The organism is uncultured Sphingomonas sp., from assembly GCF_964021865.1.
Taxonomy (GTDB): Bacteria; Pseudomonadota; Alphaproteobacteria; order Sphingomonadales; family Sphingomonadaceae; genus Sphingomonas.
In genome coordinates this window covers 17,648-37,139 of sequence record NZ_CAXIAM010000033.1, presented here as the reverse complement: position 1 = coordinate 37,139, position 19,492 = coordinate 17,648, and the positions used below count along the sequence as shown (strand labels likewise).

The window sequence follows — 19,492 nt, the reverse complement described above, 5'->3', positions numbered from 1 at the left end:
GGTGGTCGCCACCTGCTGCGCGCGGCGCAGGCGTTCAACCGGGCGCTGTACCCGCTCGACGAACCGCTGCTCCGACAGTCGCGAGCGGGTCGGGAGCAGCAGCCCGATCGCAACGCCGGCGATGGTCGGATGCACGCCCGAGCCGAGCACGCCGATCCACACCGCGCATCCCACCAGCACATAGGCGATCGAGGCAACCCAGCCGAGCCGCAGCAGCGCCAGGATGCCGACATATCCGGCCGCCGCCAGCAACAGGAAAGCGACGCTGAGCGTCTCGGTGTAAGCGATGGCGATCACCAGCAAACCAAACACGTCGTCGATCGCGGCGAAGGCGAGCAGCACCGCGCGCACCGCTGGCGGCAGCCGGGTCGTGAACATCGCCACGATCGCGAGGCTGAACGCCGTGTCCATTGCCGCCACCACGCCCCAGCCGTGCTGCGTCGGTTTGCCCAGGTTGAAGGCGAGGTAAATGGCGATCGGCACCACCAGCCCGCCGATCGCACCAGCGACCGGAAGCACTGCGGTCTTGACCGAAGCCAGCGATCCTTTGCTGAATTCTCGCTTCACCTCTGTACCGATGATCAGGAAGAACAGCGGCATCAGCGCGTCGTTCACCCATTCGGCGAGCGGCATCGCGATGATCTCGCCGCCGTAGCTGAAGCGCAGGTCGGTATCCCAGATCCGCTCATACCCCGCGCCCAGCGGCGAGTTGACGAGGACGAGCGCGACCAACGAGGCGATCAGCAACGGGCCGCCGGATACCTCGCCCATCGCGAAAAACGGCGCGACACGTTTGACGAAACGTGCCGCGCGTGAATGATGCGCCCGGGCCGCGACCTGCCCGGAAAGGCGCGGGGTGAGCGCCATGATGTTCCTCGATTGTCTGTGGAGATTATACGGCTCACCCACATCGCCGTTCCGACCGACGCGTCCCCGCGCAACTCACATCAAGATCAATTGAGGCTCATCAGGCTCGCATTGCCACCCGCTGCGGTGGTGTTGATCGAGGTCGACACTTCCTCGACCAGCCAGTCCAGCCGATAGCCGGCGCTCGCCGCCTGGGGCAGCACGATTGGGCCGGGAAGCTGCGCCAGTAAATCCAGCACCGCGCTGACGTCCGCGGCGCTGCCCTCGATCAACGTCCCCGCGAACGCCGGCTCACGCTGCCAATCGGCGGCGACACGCACACGCGCCGCGGCGCTGGCCGGAAGCACCGACAGCGTCTCGCCGGCGACGGCAGCGTTGCCGACCACCACCTCGTTACCTGCCGCCAGCGCAACGCCCAGCTGTTCGATCAGCCCGGCGCGGGTCTGTGGCAGCGCCAGCACACGGCCGCGCGGATGCAGTGCATAGAGGTTGCGCTCGCCGACCGGTCCGGCCAGCTCGATTTCCGCCCCCAGCATCGACGCGGTGATCGCATCGCGGACCCGCGCCGCGGCGGTCGCCTCGCCGAGCTCCTCCAGCCGCATCGCCAGATCGCGCGCCGCGGGATCGGCATGGTCGCTCACCACCGGTGGTGGAAGCGCCGCGCCACTCACCAACCGCCCGAGATAGAGCGGCCCGCCTGCCTTCGGTCCGGTGCCCGACAGCCCCCGCCCGCCGAACGGCTGCACGCCGACGACCGCGCCGATCACGTTGCGATTGATATAGAGATTTCCTGCTTTCACCCGGCTCGTGACGTGCGCGATCGTCTCGTCCAGTCGCGTGTGCAGCCCGAAGGTCAGTCCGTATCCGGTGGCGTTGATGCGATCGATCAGCCGGTCGAGATCGGCGCGGCGGAAGCGCACGACGTGCAGCACCGGCCCGAACACCTCGCGCTCCAGCTCGGCGATATCGCTCAGCTCGATGATCGTCGGCGGAACGAACGTACCGTTGGCGGTGTCGCCCGACAGCGCCACCTGCTCCACATGGTGCCCGGCGGCGCGCATCTTCGCGATGTGCCGCTCGATCGTCGCCTGTGCCTCGGCAGAGATCACCGGGCCGATGTCGACCGCCAGCCGATCGGTGCGCCCGATCGACAGTTCGTGCAGCGCGCCGCGGATCATCGTCAGCGTGCGATCGGCGACTTCGTCCTGAAGGCACAGGATGCGCAGCGCCGAACAGCGCTGCCCGGCGCTGTCGAAGGCGGAGGCGATCACGTCCGCCACCACCTGCTCGGCCAGCGCGGAGGAATCGACGATCATCGCATTCTGACCGCCGGTCTCGGCGATGAACGGGATCGGCGCGCCATCGGGGAGCAATCGCTTGGCCAGCTCACGCTGGATCAGTCGCGCGACCTCGGTCGAACCGGTGAACATGACCGCCATCGTCTCGGGCGCGGCGACCAGCGCGGCGCCGATCGCACCGTCGCCGGGGATCAACTGCAACACGTTGCGCGGCACGCCCGCTTCGTGCAGGATGGCCACGCCCTGTGCGGCGATCAGCGGCGTTTCCTCCGCCGGCTTGGCGAGCACCGCATTGCCCGCGACCAAAGCGGCGGCGACCTGCCCGGTGAAGATCGCGAGCGGGAAGTTCCACGGGCTGATGCACGTCACCACGCCCGGCGATCGATGCCCGGCGCCCAGCGTCGCGCGCGCCTGTTGCGCATAATAGCGCAGGAAGTCGATCGCCTCGCGCACCTCGGCGATCGCGTTGGGCAGCGACTTGCCCGCCTCGCGCACGATCAGCGCCAGCAACTGCGGCATTCGCCCCTGCATCGCATCGGCCGCGCGATCGAGCATGGCGGCCCGCTCCACCGGCGAGCGGGCGGCCCACGCCGTGGCGGCGGCCGCCGCCGCCCGCGCCGCATCCTGCGTCTGAGCGACCGACATCTCGCGCACCGTGCCGACCCGCTCGCAGTGGTCGGCCGGGTTCAACACCGCCCGCTCGGCTCCGATCTCACCGGCCTGCCACGGTCCCTCGGCCGCCAACGTGCTGCTCAGGGAGGCCAGCACCGTCTCGTCGCTCAGGTCGAGCCCGGCCGAGTTTAGTCGCGCGCCGTACAGCTCCCGGGGCAGGGCGATCTGCGGATTCTTCTGCCCCGGCGACGCCATCCGCCGCACCGTCTCCACCGGATCGGCGATCAGATCGGCGATCGCCACGTCGGGATCGGCGATGCGGTTCACGAACGACGAATTTGCGCCGTTCTCCAGCAGCCGCCGAACCAGATAGGCAAGCAACGTCTCGTGCGTACCGACCGGCGCGTAGATCCGGCACGGCCGGTTCAGCTTCGCCGCGCCGACGACCTCGTCATACAGCGGCTCGCCCATGCCGTGCAGGCACTGGAACTCGTAATCGCCGACCGTGAAATCACCGCCGGCGAGCTGATAGATCGCGCTCAGCGTCTGCGCATTGTGCGTCGCGAACTGCGGGAACACCGCATCGCGCGCCGCCATCAGCTTGCGCGCACAGGCGGTATAGGCGACGTCAGTATGGACCTTGCGGGTATAGACGGGGAAATCGGGCAAGCCATCGACCTGCGCGCGCTTGATCTCGGCATCCCAATACGCGCCCTTGACGAGCCGCACCATGATCCGCCGCCCGGCCCGCCGCGCGAGGTCGACGATCCAGTCGATCACGAACGGGCAGCGCTTGCCATAGGCCTGCACCACGAAGCCCAGCCCGTCCCACCCGGCAAGGTCGGGATCGGTCGCGAGGCTTTCGAGCAGATCGAGCGACAGCTCCAGCCGGTCGGCCTCCTCGGCATCGATGTTGAGCCCGATGTCGTAGCCCTTGGCGAGCACCGCCAGCGCCTTCACGCGCGGAAGCAGCTCGTCCATCACCCGCGCCGCCTGTGCGCGGACATAACGGGGGTGGAGCGCCGACAGCTTGATCGAGATGCCCGGCCCTTCGTAGATGCCGCGCCCGGCGGACGCGACCCCGATCGCCTTCACCGCCTCCTCATAATCGCGATAATAGCGGTCCGCATCCGCCGCGGTCGTCGCCGCCTCGCCGAGCATGTCGTAGCTGTAGCGGAAGCCGCGCGCCTCCAGCGGGCGCGACCGCTTCAGCGCCTCGGCGATCGTCTCGCCGGTCACGAACTGTTCGCCCATCATCCGCATCGCCATATCGACGCCGCGCCGGATCACTGGCTCGCCCGCGCGCGCGATCAGCCGGGTGAGCGCGGCGCTCAGCCCGCTGTCGTTGACGCTGCCGGTCAGCTTGCCGGTCACGACCAGTCCCCAGGTCGCGGCATTGACGAACAGCGAGCGCCCGTCGCCGACATGCGCCCGCCAGTCGCCGCCCGAAATCTTGTCGCGGATCAGCGCGTCGCGCGTCGCGGTGTCCGGGATGCGCAGCAAGGCTTCAGCGAGGCACATCAGCGCGACGCCCTCCTGGCTCGACAAGGCATATTCCTGCACCAGCCCTTCGACGCCGGTCCCCCTGTGCTTCGCACGCAGCGCAGTGACCAACGCGGTCGCGGTGGCCGCCGCCGCGGCGCGCACCTCATCGGGCAGCGTCGCCGCCTCGAGCAACGGCGCGAGGCATTCGGGCTCGCTTCGGCGATAGGCGGCGGTGATCGCCTGCCGCAGCGCGCTTTGCGGACGGATCGGCGGGGCGAAATTTGCGAACGGGGGCAAAGCGGCGCGCATCGCAGGACATCCTCTCGTGGTGAGAACGCCATAGCCGATCCACCTCTGGCGATCCGACCGGATTTGCGGCATCAACGAACCGTTCGAAGCGATTTAGCCGGTCATGACAGAGCGAATGGACCAGAAAGTCACCACCACCGGGCCAATCGACGCGTTCGACCGGCGCATCATCGACGTGCTGCGCGCAGAGGGTCGCATTTCGGTCACCGAACTGGCGCGCAGGGTAGGGCTGTCGAAGACGCCGTGTCAGGTGCGGCTACGGCGATTGATCGATGGCGGCTACATCCTCGGTTTTCGCGCGATCGTCGATCCGGCGCGGCTCGGGCTCGACCATGTCGCCTTCACCGAGGTGAAACTGTCCGATACCCGAGAGGCGGCGCTGGAGGAATTCCGCCGCGCGGTGTTGCGCATCCCCGAGGTCGAGGAATGCCACATGATCGCCAGCAGCTTCGATTATCTGCTCAAGGTCCGTACCGCCGATATCCGCCGCTACCGCGAGGTGCTGGGCGAGCGCATCTCCTCACTCCCGCATGTCGCCAGCACCTCCACCTTCGTGGCGATGGAGACGATCCGCGACGCCGGCATGTGACCCGGGACCTCAACCCTTGAGGGCGTAGAGGCACAATCCCAGGCTCGCCGCACCGACGAGCAGGAGGAAGATCGTAAAGGCGAGCACCTTGGTCTGCCGACGCAGTCGTTGGTGGCGATAGTAGCGATTGTGGATGATGCGCCCTCGTGTTCTGAATATTTTGTACCATCCATAGCCAAGCGATATTGCTCCGCGATGAAGCAGGGCATCCGTCGGTTATCGGCCGCAGCCGCCGTCGGTGGCGATCGCGTCATATGCCGTTTGCTGGAGCGCCGTGGTTTCGGCCTCCGAAAACCCGAGATCGCTCGCCGCCGCCTCACGCGCACCCAGTGTTCGCGGATCGATCCCGGTCACCCGCCCGAACACCACCAACGCTTCGAGATAATAGCCGTAGCTGCTGGCGTGATACTGATCGTAGGACCATAGCGGCACGCGCGTATAGTCGATGCCGTCATAGGGGTTGGCGTCGGCGACACCGCTGCGGATCGCGCAGGTGAAGGCCTGACCGACCGGCGCGACATCCGCCTTCGCCCGGCGGGCGGCCGTGTCGATCGCGCGCCGCAGGTCGTTGGCCATCGTCGCGACGGGCGTCCCGGACCAGCGCTTGCCGGGCAGGAACACCAGATCGGGCCGCGTCCATGTCGCCGACAGAGTGATCGCGACCTTCGGATTGCGCGCGCGCAGCAGGTCGGCGATCCGCCTGGCATCGGCGATCGTCGCCGCGCCGTCGCCCGGCCGGTCGGGATCGAGCGTGCTATATTCCTGCAGCACGACATGGTCCCAGGCGCGATCGATCGGCGCGCGCCGCTCCGCCAGATGCCAGCCGAGCGTCTTCCCGCCGGATGTTTCGAGCGACACCTGCCAATCGAGCCCGGCCTGCTCGGTGAAGCGCTTGAACAAGCCCGGCACGCCTCCGATCCGCTCTCCGACCCCTTCATAGTTCAGGTCGGTCACGCGATCGGCGTTCATCACCCGCACCGGCGTGTTGGCGCCGAAGGTGAAGCTGTTGCCGACGAACAGGATCGTCTCCGCCTCGGCACGGGCGCCGGTCGACATCAGGGCGGCAAGGGAGAGGAGCAGGCTACGCATGGCCTCGCGCATAGCGACGCCGTCGCGGTCAGTGAACCGCGACGGCGCGCAATATCACCAAGACAGGTTAAGTCGTCCGTAGATCTGCCGCCCGTTGAACCCGAATGGTGAATAATAGGGGAAAGCGGTCACGCCGTTGTTGTTGAGCGCGGCCGGCGTGGTGTTCGGATAGACGTCGAACAGGTTTTCCGCTCCCAGCGCCAGCGTGACATTGTCGTTGAAGCGATACCGCCCCTCCAGATCGATGATCGTGTTGCGTCCGGTGTAGACGTCGTTCGCCAGCACCGTGCCGGGCTGCAGCACATTGCCATAATGCACCGCGCGGATCGTTGCGCCCAGCGCGTCGCCGCGCCAATCGACCGCGCCGACGATCTTGGTGCGCGGCGTGCCCTGCTCGATCGTCAGGATGCGATTGCGCCCGAACAGGTTGGGGGCAGGGTTGAGCGCCGCAGTCGAGGTCGGGATGCGATCGACCGAGATGTCGTTCAGGTTCGCCGCTGCGCTCAGGTTGAAGCTGCCGAGGCGTTCGGTGCGCAGCGTATAGGCGGCGACGATGTCCAGCCCCTTGGTGGTCGTCTGAATGCCGTTGATGAAGAAGCGTGCCGCCTGCACCCCGAATGGCGCGAGCAGCGCACCGACCTGCGCGCTGGCGGTGGCCTGGATGTTCTCCGAAAGCGCGATCTGGTTGCGGATGCGGATGTGGTAACCGTCGACCGTCAGGCTGAACCCGCCGACACGCACCACCGTGCCGACCGAGTAGTTCCGCGACTTCTCCGGGTCGAGCGGCAACGCGCCCAGCGCGCGGGCGATGTTGCTCGATACCGGATAGAGGCCGGTTTCCTGAAGGACGTTGCCGTTCACCAACGACTGTGTCGACGTATAATATTGCTGCTGGAGCGATGGCGCGCGGAAACCGGTCGACACAGAGCCGCGGAACGCCAGCCACGGCGCTACGTCATACCGCGCTGACAGCTTGGCGGTCGCGGTCTCGCCGAAGTCCGAATAGGTTTCGCCACGCGCAGCGGCACCGAAGGTCAGCTTGTCCCAAAGCCGCGCCTCGACATCGAGATAGAGGCTGCCGTTGCTGCGATGAACGTCGACCTCGTTCGAGGGCTGGAACCCGACGAAGCCCTGCGCGCCCGATGCCAGCGCGCTCGATGCGCCCGCAGCGCGATTGTAGCTCTCCGGCTGCCCGGCGCCGATCGCAAAGCCTTCGCGACGATATTCGCCACCGGCCGCGATGTTGATGACCGCGGCACCCAACGTATATTCGCGCGCCAGGTCCAGCCCGGCGGTCAACTGGTCGTAGGTCAGCCGACCGCTGTCGAAATCACGCGGTGAGGCGCTGCCCAAGGTCGCGTTACCCGAATTGCGCGTCTCGAAATCGATCGTGTTGCGGCCATAGCTGACGGTCAGATCGGTATTCCAGCCGCCCAGATCGCCACGCACGCCGGCGGTCGCGTTATAGTCCTTCGACCGCGATGCGATCAGCGGCAGGAAGCCGTCCGGGTAGAGGTCGATCAGCGCTTGCGCATTGGCATTGTTGGCATTGGCCACGCGCGGAAACGCGCCGCTTTCGCTGTCGCGCTGCTGGAAACCGCCATTGGCATAGGCGGTCCAGGATCCGTCACCCAGCGGCACCGCGGCGTTGACGTACACCGTGCCTTGCTCGACCTCGGGATCGCCGAACCGTGCACGGATACGCTGCGGGGCGGCGCCACGCGGATCGATGTCGGCACGGTTGGTCGGCTGACGTGAGACATATTCGCCCGAGACGGTCAGGAACCCTTCGCTACCCAGCGCGAAGCCCTTCCAGCCGCTGAACGTCGCGGTTTCGCCGTCGCGTACCGAGCGCGAGGTGCGCGCGGCGTCATACGTCGTCGCATAGGTGCCGAAGGTGACGTTCGCGCCGCCGCCCGCGCGCGCCTCGCGCAGTCGCAGGTTGATGACACCCGCAATCGCGTCCGACCCGTATTGCGCCGACGCGCCCTCGCGCAGCACCTCGACGCGGTCGAGCGCGACCGTCGGGATCGTATTGAGATCGACCGCCGCCGAGCCGCGTCCGATCGAACCGTTGATGTTGAGCAGCGCCGACGTATGCGCCCGCGTTCCGTTGATGAGCACCAACGTCTGGTCCGGCGACAACCCGCGCAGCGTCGCGGGGCGGATCGCGTCGGTTCCGTCGACCGCCGCCTGACGCGGGAAGTCCACCGATGGCGCGACCGTGGAGAGCGCATCGGCCAACTCGGTCGTGCCCTGCGCCCGCAACGTGTCCCCGCTCAGCACGTCGACCGGCGAAACGGTATCCAGCCGGCTACGCCCCGGCGCACGCGTACCGGTGACGACCACCTCATTATCGACTGGCGCCTCCGCGGCGGGTTCAGCGTCGCTGGTGGCGGCGGGCGTGGTCTGTGCGGCAACCGACGTCGCCAGCACCGGCAGCAACAGCGCGGCACCGGCCAACAGCGCGGCTCGGGTGGTGCTCATGCGAATTCCCCTTCTTGTTCTTCGACCCTTACATGGCCGCCCATTCTCTACGTCTCGGATAGTGATTAGGGAGCAATGCTTGCTTGCCCGCCCCTAAGCCGGGCTTGGCCACAACGGCGAGGAAGGGAATGGCGGAAGAGGTGGGATTCGAACCCACGGAGAGCTTGCACCCTCGCTGGTTTTCAAGACCAGTGCCTTAAACCGCTCGGCCACTCTTCCCGACGCGCGGTGCGGGTGCCTATGGCAGCAAGGCTCGGGCGTATTCAACCCCCTCGCTGCGGCTGCGGCCATCCGTGCTGCCGGCGCGATGATTTGCGGTACCGTCACCGCACGCGCTGTGTCAGAACCGGGCGATCATGAAAGCGGTAACAACTCTCACGCGCGGTCTGGCCGCAGGGGCGTGCCTGATCGCGCCGACGATCGCCTTGGCACAGGACGACAGCGGCTTCCGGAGCTATCTGACGCAGGTACGCGGGCGGGCACTCGCCGCCGGCGTGACCGCCGCGACGGTCGACAATGTCCTGCCGGCGCTGACCTTCAACCCGCGCGTCGTGGCACTAGACCAGCAGCAACCCGAAGCGCGCCCCAACGCGCCGGTCCCGCGCTTCGCGCCCTATCGCACGATGCACGTCGACACGGCGCGGATCTCGCGCGGCCGCGCCACCTACACGGCGCAGCGCGCCCGACTGGCGCGGGTCGAGGCGGCGACCGGCGTGCCCGAGGAGATCATGGTCGCGATCTGGGGTCATGAAACCAATTACGGCAGCTACACCGGCAACTTCGATACCGTGCGCAGCCTCGCCAGCCTCGCCTATGAGGGCCGTCGCCGCCCGCTGTTCGAGGGCGAGTTGATCGCCGCACTCAAGATGATCGACCGCGGTGTGTCCCGGACGCAGCTCACCGGCAGCTGGGCGGGGGCGATGGGCAACCCGCAATTCCTGCCGTCGATCTACCTGCGCCTGGCCAAGGACGGCGATGGCGACGGCCGTGCCGACATCTGGAACTCGGCGGCGGACACGCTGGCCTCGATCGGCAATTACTTCGTCCAGGCCGGCTGGCGACGCGGCCAGCCGTGGGGCGTCGCGGTCAACGTGCCCGCCAGCTTCGACCGGAGCGAGGTCCGCAATCGGCTCGTCTCGCCGCGCTGCCCACGCGTGTTCGAGCGGCACAGCGCGTGGCGCTCGATGGCGGAGTGGCGCGCGCTCGGCGTGTCGGCGCAGAGCCGCACGCTCGCCGACGACGTGCAGGCGACGCTCATCGAACCCGACGGGCCTGGACAGACCGCCTATCTGCTCACCGGCAATTACCGCGTGATCCTCGACTACAATTGCTCGAATTTCTACGCGCTGTCGGTCGGCCTGCTTGCCGATGCGATTGCGTCGTAGCGGTGGCGCGCTATGGCATGACGCCGATGTATTCTCCCCGCTTCGACACACGGAACCCTCAATGACCAAGCTGCTGACCGTTCTCGCGCTTCCCGCTGCCGTCGTCGCGCTGGCGATGCCCGCCGTCGCCGCCGCGCCGCAGTTCGACACGCCCGCGCCGGTCGCGTTCATGGAGGATCTGTCGTCGGGCGCGGTGCTGTTCGCGCGCGACGCCGATCGCCGGATGCCCCCGGCGTCGATGGCCAAGATGATGACGGTCTATACCGCGTTCGAGATGATCAAGCGCGGCGACCTGAAGCTCGACACCGAGTTCGAGGTGCGGCCGGAGACGTGGCAGAAGTGGCACGGCCCGCAGGCGGGGTCGACGATGTTCCTGTCGTCGGGCGAGCGCGTCTCGGTCGCCAACCTGCTCTACGGCATCGTCACCTTGTCGGGGAACGACGCGTGCATCGTGCTGGCCGAGGGTATCTCTGGCACCGAACAGGCGTTCGTCGAGCGGATGAACGAGGATGCCGCGAAGTTGGGCTTGAAGAACAGCCATTTCGGCACCGCGAACGGCTGGCCGGACGGCGGCGTCACCTATGTCACCGCGCGCGATCTCGCCACGCTGGCCGCCGCGACGATCCAGCAGCACCCCAAGCTCTACAAGCAATTCTATTCGCGCCGTGATTTCACCTGGGGCAAGACGATGGGCGCCGGGCAGGCGATCACCCAGGCCAATCGCGACCCGCTGCTCGGCCGCGTCGCGGGCGCCGACGGGCTGAAGACCGGCCACACCGAGGAGGCAGGCTATGGCTTCACCGGCTCGGCCGAACAGAACGGCCGCCGGCTGGTGATGGTGCTCGCGGGACTGACCAGCTTCAACCAGCGCGCGCAGGAATCGGTGCGCTTCATGGAATGGGGCTTCCGCGCGTGGCAGGCAAAGCCGGTGGTGAAGGCCGGCCGCGAGGTCGGCACCGCCGCTGTCCAGCTCGGCAGCGCGCGCGAGGTGAAGCTCGTCGCACCCAAGGACCTGACGGTCACGATCCCGTCGGGCAGCCGGCCGAAGCTCGCCGCGAAGATCGTCTATGACGGCCCGATCAAGGCGCCGATCAAGCAGGGCGCGCATATCGCCGATCTCGTCGTGTCGTCGCCGGGCCTGCCCGAGCAGCGGATGCCGCTGGTCGCGGGCGGCGACGTCGGCGAGGCGGGCTTCTTCGGCCGCGCGTGGCAAGGCCTGTTCGGCTGACCGGCAACAGCGCGATGACAAAAGGGCGGTTCCTCAGCCTCGAAGGCGGGGAGGGCGCGGGCAAGTCGACGCAGGTCCGCGCGCTCGCCGCCGCGCTCGGCGACCGCGGGATCGACACCGTCGTCACGCGCGAACCGGGCGGCAGCGAGGGGGCGGAGGCGATCCGCGCGTTGCTGATGCAGGGCGACGCGACCCGCTGGAGCGCGCGCGCCGAGGCGTTGCTGTTCGCCGCCGCGCGCGCCGACCATGTCGAAAAGGTGATCCGCCCCGCGCTCGACGCCGGTCGCTGGGTGATCTGCGACCGCTATATCGACTCGACCCGCGCCTATCAGGGCGTCGGGGGCGGGATCGACGATGACGCGATCCTCGCGCTGCACGATTTCGGATCGTCGGGGCTGCTCCCCGATCGCACGTTCCTGCTCACGCTCCCTGCCGAGGTCGGCGCAGCGCGCGCCGCCGCCCGCGATGGTGCAGCCGCCGATCGCTTCGCCCGCCGCGATCCGCGCTTCCACGCCGCGGTCGCCGCCGCCTTCGACGGTTTCGCGACCGGCGATCCGGCGCGCTTCCGCCGGGTCGATGCGACCCAGCCGCCGGAGGGGGTGACCGCAGCGATGCTCGACGCATTGGCGGACCTGCTCCCGTGACGACGGTGCGTGGCCACCGCGCCGCGATCGACGCGTTCCTGGCGGCGAGCACCGGTGGCGTGCTCCACCACGCCTGGTTGCTCGCCGGGCCGCTGGGCGTGGGGAAGGCGACGTTTGCGCTGGCCGCAGCGCTGCGGCTGCTCGCCGATGCGATGATACCCGGCGTGCTCCCCCCCGGGCTCACCGTCCCCGACGATCATCCCGCCGCGAAGCTGATGGCGGCAGGATCGCACCCCGATCTGCGCGTGCTGCGCCGGCTGGCGAAGAAGGATAAGGAAGACGAACTCGCGCGGTCGATCACCGTGGACCAGATCCGCAGCCTCGGCCCGTTCCTCGGCACGATGCCGTCGCTGTCGCCGCGCCGCGTGATCGTGATCGACGCCGCCGACGATCTCGAACGCCCCGGCGCGTCGAACGCCTTGCTCAAGAGCCTTGAGGAGCCGCCCGCCGGCACGATCTTCCTGCTGGTCAGCCACGCGCCCGGCCGACTGCTCCCGACGATCCGCTCGCGCTGCCGGCTGCTGCGCTTCGATCCGCTCGATGATGCGGACATGGCCGCGGTGCTCGCAAACGCGTTGCCCGAAGCGGACGAAGAAGAGCGCGCCGCATTGGTGCGGATCGGGGAGGGGGCGCCGGGCCGCGCGATCGGCTACGCCGGTCTCGATCTCGGCGCGCTCGACACCGTGGTTGAGGCGATCGGGCGCGATGGCGATCCGATGCTCACCCGCCGCGCGGCGCTCGCGCGGGCCCTGTCGCCCAAGGCGGCGCAGCCCCGCTACGAAGCGTTCCTCGATCGCGTCCCCACCGTGATCGCGCGCATGACCGCCTTGCGCGTCGGCGACGATCTGCGCGCCGCGCTCGACGCCTATGACGAGGCGCGCAAGGTCGCCGCCGCCGCCCGCAGCCTGTCGCTGGACACGCAGGGCACCGTCTACGAACTCACCGGGATCGTCGCACGGCTGGCGGCGCCGCGGTAAGACGCGCCACCTGCGACCAACCGGACGGTCCGAGCGCAGCGAAGCAAGCCAGAGCCGAACCAGTGGGCCTCGGGGCGTTTCATAGAACGGACCCGGATATACACTGCCGGCTTCCTCGATCGTCAGCCGGTCAGCGGCATCCCGCCGCAGGTTGCAATGGCCGCCGCTGCCATCGCCTCCATTTCTTCAAACAACTTGCCCTTGGCAGCAACGCGACAAACGCGGACGCTATGTTACGCGTTTTTAACATTCGATTGCTGGCACCATTGTCCCTAATTTGCGTTAGCGGCCAAGGGTCTGGCAAGGCGGTCATTCCCGAAAAGGGATGTGGTTATGGACCAAACTGCCTTCGTGATCGGGTTCTCGGTCATGTCACTCGCGTCGTTGGCGATCTACGCTTCGGGTAAAAAGACTCCGCCATCGCATCATCACACGCTGCTACATGCAGCCGTCCCGTTTATTGCGGCGACGGCCTATCTCGCGATGGCCTTCGGCATCGGCACCCTCATCAAAGGGGACGGCTCGGCCACTTACTTGGCTCGCTATGCGGACTGGACGGTCACGACGCCGATCCTTCTTTCCAGCCTCGTGCTGCTGGCGTTCCACGAACGTGGGAAGACAGGTGAGGTCGGCGGCTTTCTCACCTCCATCATCGTCCTCGACGTGCTGATGATCGTGACCGGTCTGATATCGTCGCTCGCCGAAGCGCCGCTGGTGAAATGGGTTTGGTATCTCTGGTCGTGTGTCGCTTTTCTCGGCGTCCTGTATCTCCTCTGGGGGCCGCTGCGGGCGATGGCTGTCGAGAGAGGCGGCGAGCTGGGCGCGGCTTATGGCAAGAACGTCACGTTCCTGACTGTGATCTGGTTCCTGTACCCGATCGTCTTTCTGATCGGGCCAGAGGGGCTGAAGATCATCACCGACCCGATGTCGGTATGGGCGATCCTGGTCATGGATGTCATCGCCAAGGTTGCCTATGCATTCTATGCTGCCAGCAACCTCGATAAGGCGCTGCACCATCACAGCCAGCGGGCGTGACTCGCGGCACCGCCTTGTTGATCGCGGGGGCGGTTGCGGCCGCCTTCGCGCCATTGCCAGTGCAATTGGTGTTTGCAATCCTCGGCATCGGTGTGGTCGGCATGGCGCATGGGGCGGGTGATCTGGCCGTCGTGGAACCTGCCCGGCGGAGCATGTTTCTTCTCGCCTACGGTATCGCGTCCACGACGACGCTGCTTTGGTGGACCATTAATCCGGCGATGGCCTTGCCGGCCTTTCTCGTCGCCTCGGCCGTCCACTTCGGCATTGAGGATGGCGCCAAGGGCGGACCGATCGAACGCGCCGCGCGCGGGGTGGTGCTCGTCGCTGCGCCGGCCACCTTGAACGCGCCCGCTTATGCCGTCCTCTTGCGAACGGCCGGTGGAGCCTTATCCACCCTGCCGACCTACACCCCGATCCTTGCCGCGGTCGGCGGCGCGGCGGGTGCCACTCTGCTGGCGCTGGCGTGGCGACGGCGAAACCTGCATCTTGCCAGCGGAGTGGCCGCGTTGCTGCTGATGCCGCCGCTGATCGGCTTCACACTTGGTTTTCTGATCCTTCACGCCATTCCGCAAACAGCCGAGCGTCGCGATCGCCTGGGGTACTTCGATAATATGTCATACCTGCGCGCGGTCGCGCCAGTTTTCGGCGGAGCGCTACTGCTCGCCACCCTCGTCGGAACGTTGCTGCTGCACTTAGATCCCAGCGGCGTCCGAGGGCTCTTTGTAGGCATCGCCGCTCTTGCCGTTCCGCACCTCCTCGTGACGCCCTGGTTCGAAGGAAACGCGGTCGGGTGCCAGCCTGAGTTGGCGGCACGGGGCGGCTGAGACGTGTCATGTCGGGTCCAGAACCGGCCTCCGATTGCCCATTGAGGGTCCGGCGCTACGTCGTGACCACGAATGGACTAGTTCGCCACGCGTTCATGAGGACAGCCTCGACATCCGTGGCGAACGCGCCGAGCCCCGCGCCACCCGGCCACCGCCCGCTTGTTCTGGCGGGCATCAAACCCTAGGACGGCGGCATGGGCGAACCCTTCTACATTACCACCGCGATCAGCTATCCCAACGGCCGTCCGCATATCGGCCATGCCTATGAGGCGATTGCCGCCGACGCGATCGCGCGCTTCCAGCGGCAGGCCGGGCGTGACGTGCGTTTCCAGACCGGCACCGACGAACACGGGCTGAAGATGGTCCAGACGGCGCGCGACAAGGGCGTCGAGGTCCGCGCGCTTGCCGACGAAATGTCGGGCTATTTCAGGTCGATGTGCGATGCCTTGAGCATCAGCTATGATCGCTTCATCCGCACCACCGATGCCGATCATCATCTTGCAAGCCAAGCGCTGTGGCGTGCGATGGCAGCTTCCGGCGACCTGTACCTCGATCGCTACGAGGGCTGGTATTCGGTACGCGACGAAGCCTTCTACGACGAGAAGGAACTGGTCGACGGGCAGGGGGGCGAGAAGCTCTCGCCGCAGGGCACGCCGGTGACCTGGACTGCGGAGGAAACGTGGTTCTTTCGCCTGTCCAAATACCAGCAGCCGCTGCTCGACTTCTACGCCGCCAATCCCGACTTCATTCGCCCGGAATCGCGCCGCAACGAAATCCTGCGCTTTGTCGAGGGTGGGCTCTCCGACCTGTCGGTGTCGCGGACCAGCTTCGCCTGGGGCGTGCCGGTGCCCGACAGTCCGGGACACGTCATGTACGTCTGGGTCGACGCGCTCACCAACTATCTCACCGGTGCCGGCTATCCTGACGGCGACATGCCGCACTGGCCCGCCGATCTGCATCTGATCGGCAAGGACATCGTCCGCTTCCACGCGGTCTATTGGCCGGCGTTCCTGATGTCCGCGGGCGTTGCGCTGCCCAAGACCGTCTTCGGCCACGGCTTCCTGCTCCACCGTGGCGAGAAGATGTCAAAGAGCCTCGGCAACGTCGTCGACCCGCTCGATCTGGCGAACGCCTTCGGCGTCGATGGCCTACGCTATTTCCTGTTGCGCGAGGTGAGCTTCGGACAGGACGGCAGCTACGCCGCCGATGCGATCGTCACCCGCGTCAATGCCGAACTGGCCAACGCCTTCGGCAATCTGGCGCAGCGCACCTTGTCGTTCATCGCCAAGAACCTTGGCGGCGCGCTCCCCGACGCCGGCCGCGCCGATGTCGCGGATGGCCAGTTGATCGAGGAGGTCGTCGTCGCCTGCGCCGGCTTCAAGGCGGCATTCGGCGATCTGATGCTCAGCCAGGGCATTGAGGCGTGGATGCGCGGCGTCTTCGCTTGCAACCAGTATATCGATGCGCAGGCCCCGTGGGCGCTTCGCAAGACCGATCCCGAGCGAATGCATGCGGTGCTCGGCATGCTGGTCCGCGCGATCCGCATGCTCGCGATCACCATCTTGCCGGTGGTGCCGGCCGGGGCGCGGCGGGTGCTCGACCTGCTCGGGGTGGAAGATCGTAGCCACGCCGCGATCGACGACGACGGCTGGTATGCGCGACAGGTCGCGGCAGGCTTCGTGCTCGCAACCCCGACACCGGCGTTCCCGCGGCTTGAAATGCCGGCAGAAGCGGAGCCCGCCTGATGCTTGCCGACAGCCATTGTCACCTCAATTACAAGGGGTTGGTTGAGGAACAGCAGGCAGTGCTCGAACGGGCTCGCGCGCGCGGTGTGACGGCGATGCTCAACATCGCCACGCGCGAAAGCGAATGGGACGACGTGCTCGCCACCGCCGAGCGCGAGCCCGATGTCTGGGCGACTGTCGGCATCCACCCGCACGAGGCCGATGCGCACCCGCATATCGATACCGCAAAGCTGGTCGCACGCGGCCGGCACCCGCGGGTGGTCGGCGTCGGCGAAAGCGGGCTCGACTATCACTACGACCATTCCGATCGTGCTCGCCAGCAGGCCAGCTTCCGCGCGCACATCGCCGCCGCGCGCGAGTTGCAGGTGCCGATCGTCGTCCACACCCGCGATGCTGAGGATGACACGCTGAAAATCCTCCGCGACGAAATGGAGCGGGGAATGTATCCCGGCGTGATCCATTGCTTCACCGCCAGCGCCGCTTTCGCCACCGCGGCGCTCGAACTCGGTTTTTACATCTCTATTTCCGGCATCGTGACGTTCCGGAACGCCGTCGACCTGCAACAAACGGCGTCCCGTTTGCCCCCCGAACGGCTACTGATCGAAACCGACGCGCCCTTTCTCGCGCCAATCCCGCACCGCGGGAAGCCCGGCGAGCCGTCGTTCGTCGCTGATACCGCGGCCTTTTTGGCGAAGCTGCGCGGTGAGGAAGTGGCGGAATTACAGCGATATACGGCGGAAAACTTCCACCGCCTCTTCAACAAGACGACCGCGGCGTGAAGGTCCGCATTCTGGGCTCGGGCACCTCGTCCGGCGTCCCCCGCATCGGCAACGACTGGGGCGCCTGCGACCCCACCGAGCCCAGGAATTTTCGGACGCGATCCTCGATACTTATCGAGCATGACGGCACCCGGATCCTCGTCGACACCAGCCCCGACATGCGCCAGCAGCTGCTCGCGGCGAAGGTCTCGATGGTCGACGCGGTAATCTGGACCCACGAACATGCCGACCACGTCTTCGGCATCGACGACCTTCGCCAAGTTTATCATGCGCTTGGACATCCGGTGCGGGGCTACGCCCGCCCGCGCACCGCCGCTGCGCTGCGTCGGCAATTTGGCTACGTCTTTGAAGGCACTGGCGGTTATCCGCCAACGGTCGAACTGGCCGACCTGCCGAACCAGCTGCGCGTCGGTTCGATTGAGATTGGTATCGTCGACCAGCCGCACGGGAACATCACCTCGGCTGGCTTGCGCTTCGAGGCGGGAGGTAATGTCATTGGTTATGCCACTGATATAGCTGGGATGACCGATGAGATGCGCGTACATTATCAGCATCTCGACCTGTGGATCGTCGACGCGCTGCGCCGCAAACCGCACCCGACGCACCCCGATCTGGCGACGGTGCTCGACTGGTGCGCCGAACTCCAGCCGCGCCGAACAGCGCTGGTCCACATGGATCAGTCGATGGACTATGCCGAACTCTGCACAGAACTTCCAACCGCCATCGAACCCGGTTTTGACGGATGGGAGTGGACAGCATGAGCGACACGGCAATCCGCGCCGTCATTCTCGTACTTGTACTGGTCCTACCGATGTCCGCGCTATTAGCGCGGCGCGTGCCGTGGCGGACGACGTTGCTTTACAGCGCCATATGGCTAGCAGTCGCCGCCACCCTCGCTCTAGTCCTCAATTTTTTTACATAACGTGGATTATCGGCAAATACGGTTGGCGTGAAGGAGCGGCGGTCTCCTTTCAACTCGGCGTTGCACGCCTGGCTTGCGCTTCGGCGGTCAGCACGAGTTCGGCGGCCAGCAAGGCCCCCGCTTGATCCTGCGCGACCGACGTACCCTCGACTATGTCATTGATAAACTGCGGGCCGAACGGCAGCGGCACCTTCGAGCAATCGATGTAGCGGGTGCCTTTGAGGTCGGCGATGAACAGGTGGTTGCCGCCCGGTCTGCCAGCAATATCAACGTATTTACGCAATTCGATGTAGCCCTCGGTGCCGAGGATGAAAAGCCGGCCGTCTCCCCAGGTCGGTAAACCGTCCGGGGTGAACCAATCGACGCGAATATACCCGGCTCCCCCGCTGCCGTGGAGCATCATATCACCGAAATCCTCGAACCTGGGATGCTCCGGGTGCGCAAAATTGCCGGTTTGCGACGCGAGCACCTGCGCGCGCGTGCTGCCGGTCAGATAGACGAACTGATCGGCCTGGTGGCTGCCGACGTCGGTGAGGATGCCGCCGTTACGCGCAGGGTCCCAGAACCATTCCGGCCGGTTCGGCGCAGACAGGCGGTGCGGCGCGAGGTTGATCGTCTGGATGACGCGCCCGATCGCGCCGTCATGCACCATCTGCCCGGCCATTACCGCAGCGGGCACCTCCAGTCGTTCGGAATACATGATCCCGTATTTGCGCCCGGTCTCCTTGATCGCGCGGCGCACGTCGGCGAGTTGCTGCAACGTCGTGACCGCGGCCTTGTCGCTTAGATAATCCTTGCCCGCGCGCATGACGCGGATGCCGAGCGGCGCGCGCAGGCTGGGGATCGCGGCGCTGCACACCAGCTTGATCGCGCGATCCTGCAAGATCTCGTCCTCGCTGCGCGCCAGCTTCGCGTCCGGATACCGCTTCTGAAAGGCAGAGATCTGCTTCGGATCGGTGGCGTAGAAGCTGGTGAGCACCCCGCCGCCGCGGATCATCGCGTCGGTGATGCCGTAGATGTGATTGTGATCCATCCCGATCACCGCGAACGGCACGCGATATTTCGCCTCGGGCACCGGCTTGGCGACGGCGGTTTCGGTCGGCGCGTCGCCGCGGGTCGCGGATTGCGCCAGCGCCTCACCTGCCAGCCCCGCCAGCCCGGCGGTCAGTCCCATGCCTAGAATGGCGCGGCGATCGGCAAATGTCATCGTCTCTTCC

At 66.8% G+C, this 19,492-nt stretch carries 15 protein-coding genes and 1 tRNA gene; 10 read left to right on the top strand and 6 right to left on the bottom strand.

Going from position 1 to position 19,492, the window contains the following annotated elements; translation table 11 throughout:
* Positions 1-867: Na+/H+ antiporter NhaA (locus AADI75_RS10235; RefSeq protein ID WP_341208926.1), on the bottom strand; the 867-nt coding region annotated here is incomplete at its 3' end.
* Positions 868-953: 86 nt separating this feature from the next.
* On the bottom strand, positions 954-4,571 hold the full coding sequence (gene putA / locus AADI75_RS10230) for a trifunctional transcriptional regulator/proline dehydrogenase/L-glutamate gamma-semialdehyde dehydrogenase (RefSeq protein WP_341208925.1): 3,618 nt from the start codon (positions 4,569-4,571) through the stop codon (positions 954-956).
* Between the two features lie 115 nt (positions 4,572-4,686).
* Between putA and AADI75_RS10225 the strand changes: the two genes are divergently transcribed.
* Positions 4,687-5,160 carry an Lrp/AsnC ligand binding domain-containing protein gene (locus tag AADI75_RS10225; RefSeq protein ID WP_341208924.1) on the top strand — a complete coding sequence of 158 codons (474 nt, stop codon included), beginning with the start codon at positions 4,687-4,689 and terminating at the stop codon, positions 5,158-5,160.
* A 216-nt stretch (positions 5,161-5,376) separates the two neighbouring features.
* On the opposite strand, the gene AADI75_RS10220 is transcribed toward AADI75_RS10225, so the two are convergent.
* The 3 genes from AADI75_RS10220 to AADI75_RS10210 all read right to left on the bottom strand — a co-directional run bounded on the left by AADI75_RS10220 (position 5,377) and on the right by AADI75_RS10210 (position 8,955).
* Positions 5,377-6,249 carry an SGNH/GDSL hydrolase family protein gene (locus tag AADI75_RS10220; RefSeq protein ID WP_341208923.1) on the bottom strand — a complete coding sequence of 291 codons (873 nt, stop codon included), beginning with the start codon at positions 6,247-6,249 and terminating at the stop codon, positions 5,377-5,379.
* Positions 6,250-6,303: 54 nt separating this feature from the next.
* The gene (locus AADI75_RS10215) at positions 6,304-8,736 is read right to left on the bottom strand and encodes a TonB-dependent receptor (RefSeq protein WP_341208922.1); all 2,433 of its coding nucleotides are present in this window, start codon (positions 8,734-8,736) and stop codon (positions 6,304-6,306) included.
* A gap of 129 nt (positions 8,737-8,865) precedes the next feature.
* Positions 8,866-8,955: transfer RNA gene (locus AADI75_RS10210), tRNA-Ser, on the bottom strand.
* Positions 8,956-9,092: 137 nt separating this feature from the next.
* Between AADI75_RS10210 and AADI75_RS10205 the strand changes: the two genes are divergently transcribed.
* The 9 genes from AADI75_RS10205 to AADI75_RS10165 all read left to right on the top strand — a co-directional run bounded on the left by AADI75_RS10205 (position 9,093) and on the right by AADI75_RS10165 (position 18,114).
* The gene (locus AADI75_RS10205) at positions 9,093-10,121 is read left to right on the top strand and encodes a lytic murein transglycosylase (protein ID WP_341208921.1); all 1,029 of its coding nucleotides are present in this window, start codon (positions 9,093-9,095) and stop codon (positions 10,119-10,121) included.
* A 61-nt stretch (positions 10,122-10,182) separates the two neighbouring features.
* Complete coding sequence (locus tag AADI75_RS10200) at positions 10,183-11,349, top strand: D-alanyl-D-alanine carboxypeptidase family protein (protein WP_341208920.1); 1,167 nt, start codon at positions 10,183-10,185, stop codon at positions 11,347-11,349.
* 14 nt (positions 11,350-11,363) lie between these two features.
* Positions 11,364-11,993 (top strand): dTMP kinase, encoded by a 630-nt coding sequence (gene tmk / locus AADI75_RS10195; protein ID WP_341208928.1) that lies wholly within the window; start codon positions 11,364-11,366, stop codon positions 11,991-11,993.
* Complete coding sequence (locus AADI75_RS10190; RefSeq protein WP_341208919.1) at positions 11,990-12,970, top strand: DNA polymerase III subunit delta'; 981 nt, start codon at positions 11,990-11,992, stop codon at positions 12,968-12,970. Before tmk ends, AADI75_RS10190 begins: the two co-directional genes overlap by 4 nt.
* Positions 12,971-13,303: 333 nt before the next feature.
* A complete protein-coding gene (locus tag AADI75_RS10185; RefSeq protein ID WP_341208918.1) occupies positions 13,304-14,005 on the top strand; it encodes a bacteriorhodopsin in 702 nt (233 codons plus the stop codon).
* Positions 14,002-14,829: a Brp/Blh family beta-carotene 15,15'-dioxygenase gene (locus AADI75_RS10180; protein ID WP_341208917.1), complete on the top strand. Its 828-nt coding sequence runs from the start codon at positions 14,002-14,004 to the stop codon at positions 14,827-14,829. Before AADI75_RS10185 ends, AADI75_RS10180 begins: the two co-directional genes overlap by 4 nt.
* A 194-nt stretch (positions 14,830-15,023) precedes the next feature.
* Positions 15,024-16,574 (top strand): methionine--tRNA ligase, encoded by a 1,551-nt coding sequence (gene metG / locus AADI75_RS10175; protein WP_341208916.1) that lies wholly within the window; start codon positions 15,024-15,026, stop codon positions 16,572-16,574.
* The gene (locus tag AADI75_RS10170) at positions 16,574-17,353 is read left to right on the top strand and encodes a TatD family hydrolase (RefSeq protein WP_341208915.1); all 780 of its coding nucleotides are present in this window, start codon (positions 16,574-16,576) and stop codon (positions 17,351-17,353) included. The genes metG and AADI75_RS10170 overlap by 1 nt, the downstream gene beginning before the upstream one ends.
* On the top strand, positions 17,350-18,114 hold the full coding sequence (locus AADI75_RS10165; protein ID WP_341208914.1) for an MBL fold metallo-hydrolase: 765 nt from the start codon (positions 17,350-17,352) through the stop codon (positions 18,112-18,114). Before AADI75_RS10170 ends, AADI75_RS10165 begins: the two co-directional genes overlap by 4 nt.
* A gap of 210 nt (positions 18,115-18,324) precedes the next feature.
* Here AADI75_RS10165 and AADI75_RS10160 read toward each other — a convergent pair whose 3' ends face one another.
* A complete protein-coding gene (locus tag AADI75_RS10160; RefSeq protein ID WP_341208913.1) occupies positions 18,325-19,482 on the bottom strand; it encodes a Gfo/Idh/MocA family oxidoreductase in 1,158 nt (385 codons plus the stop codon).
* Positions 19,483-19,492 lie beyond the last annotated feature (10 nt).

Bases quoted from the DNA above. Each gene is read 5' to 3' on its own strand.
- AADI75_RS10215 (WP_341208922.1), bottom strand. From the start codon at position 8,736: ATGAGCACCACCCGAGCCGCGCTGTTGGCCGGTGCCGCGCTGTTGCTG.
- AADI75_RS10225 (WP_341208924.1), top strand. From the start codon at position 4,687: ATGGACCAGAAAGTCACCACCACCGGGCCAATCGACGCGTTCGACCGG.
- AADI75_RS10200 (WP_341208920.1), top strand. From the start codon at position 10,183: ATGACCAAGCTGCTGACCGTTCTCGCGCTTCCCGCTGCCGTCGTCGCG.
- tmk (WP_341208928.1), top strand. From the start codon at position 11,364: ATGACAAAAGGGCGGTTCCTCAGCCTCGAAGGCGGGGAGGGCGCGGGC.
- AADI75_RS10160 (WP_341208913.1), bottom strand. From the start codon at position 19,482: ATGACATTTGCCGATCGCCGCGCCATTCTAGGCATGGGACTGACCGCC.
- AADI75_RS10205 (WP_341208921.1), top strand. From the start codon at position 9,093: ATGAAAGCGGTAACAACTCTCACGCGCGGTCTGGCCGCAGGGGCGTGC.
- AADI75_RS10170 (WP_341208915.1), top strand. From the start codon at position 16,574: ATGCTTGCCGACAGCCATTGTCACCTCAATTACAAGGGGTTGGTTGAG.
- AADI75_RS10220 (WP_341208923.1), bottom strand. From the start codon at position 6,249: ATGCGTAGCCTGCTCCTCTCCCTTGCCGCCCTGATGTCGACCGGCGCC.
- putA (WP_341208925.1), bottom strand. From the start codon at position 4,571: ATGCGCGCCGCTTTGCCCCCGTTCGCAAATTTCGCCCCGCCGATCCGT.
- AADI75_RS10185 (WP_341208918.1), top strand. From the start codon at position 13,304: ATGGACCAAACTGCCTTCGTGATCGGGTTCTCGGTCATGTCACTCGCG.
- metG (WP_341208916.1), top strand. From the start codon at position 15,024: ATGGGCGAACCCTTCTACATTACCACCGCGATCAGCTATCCCAACGGC.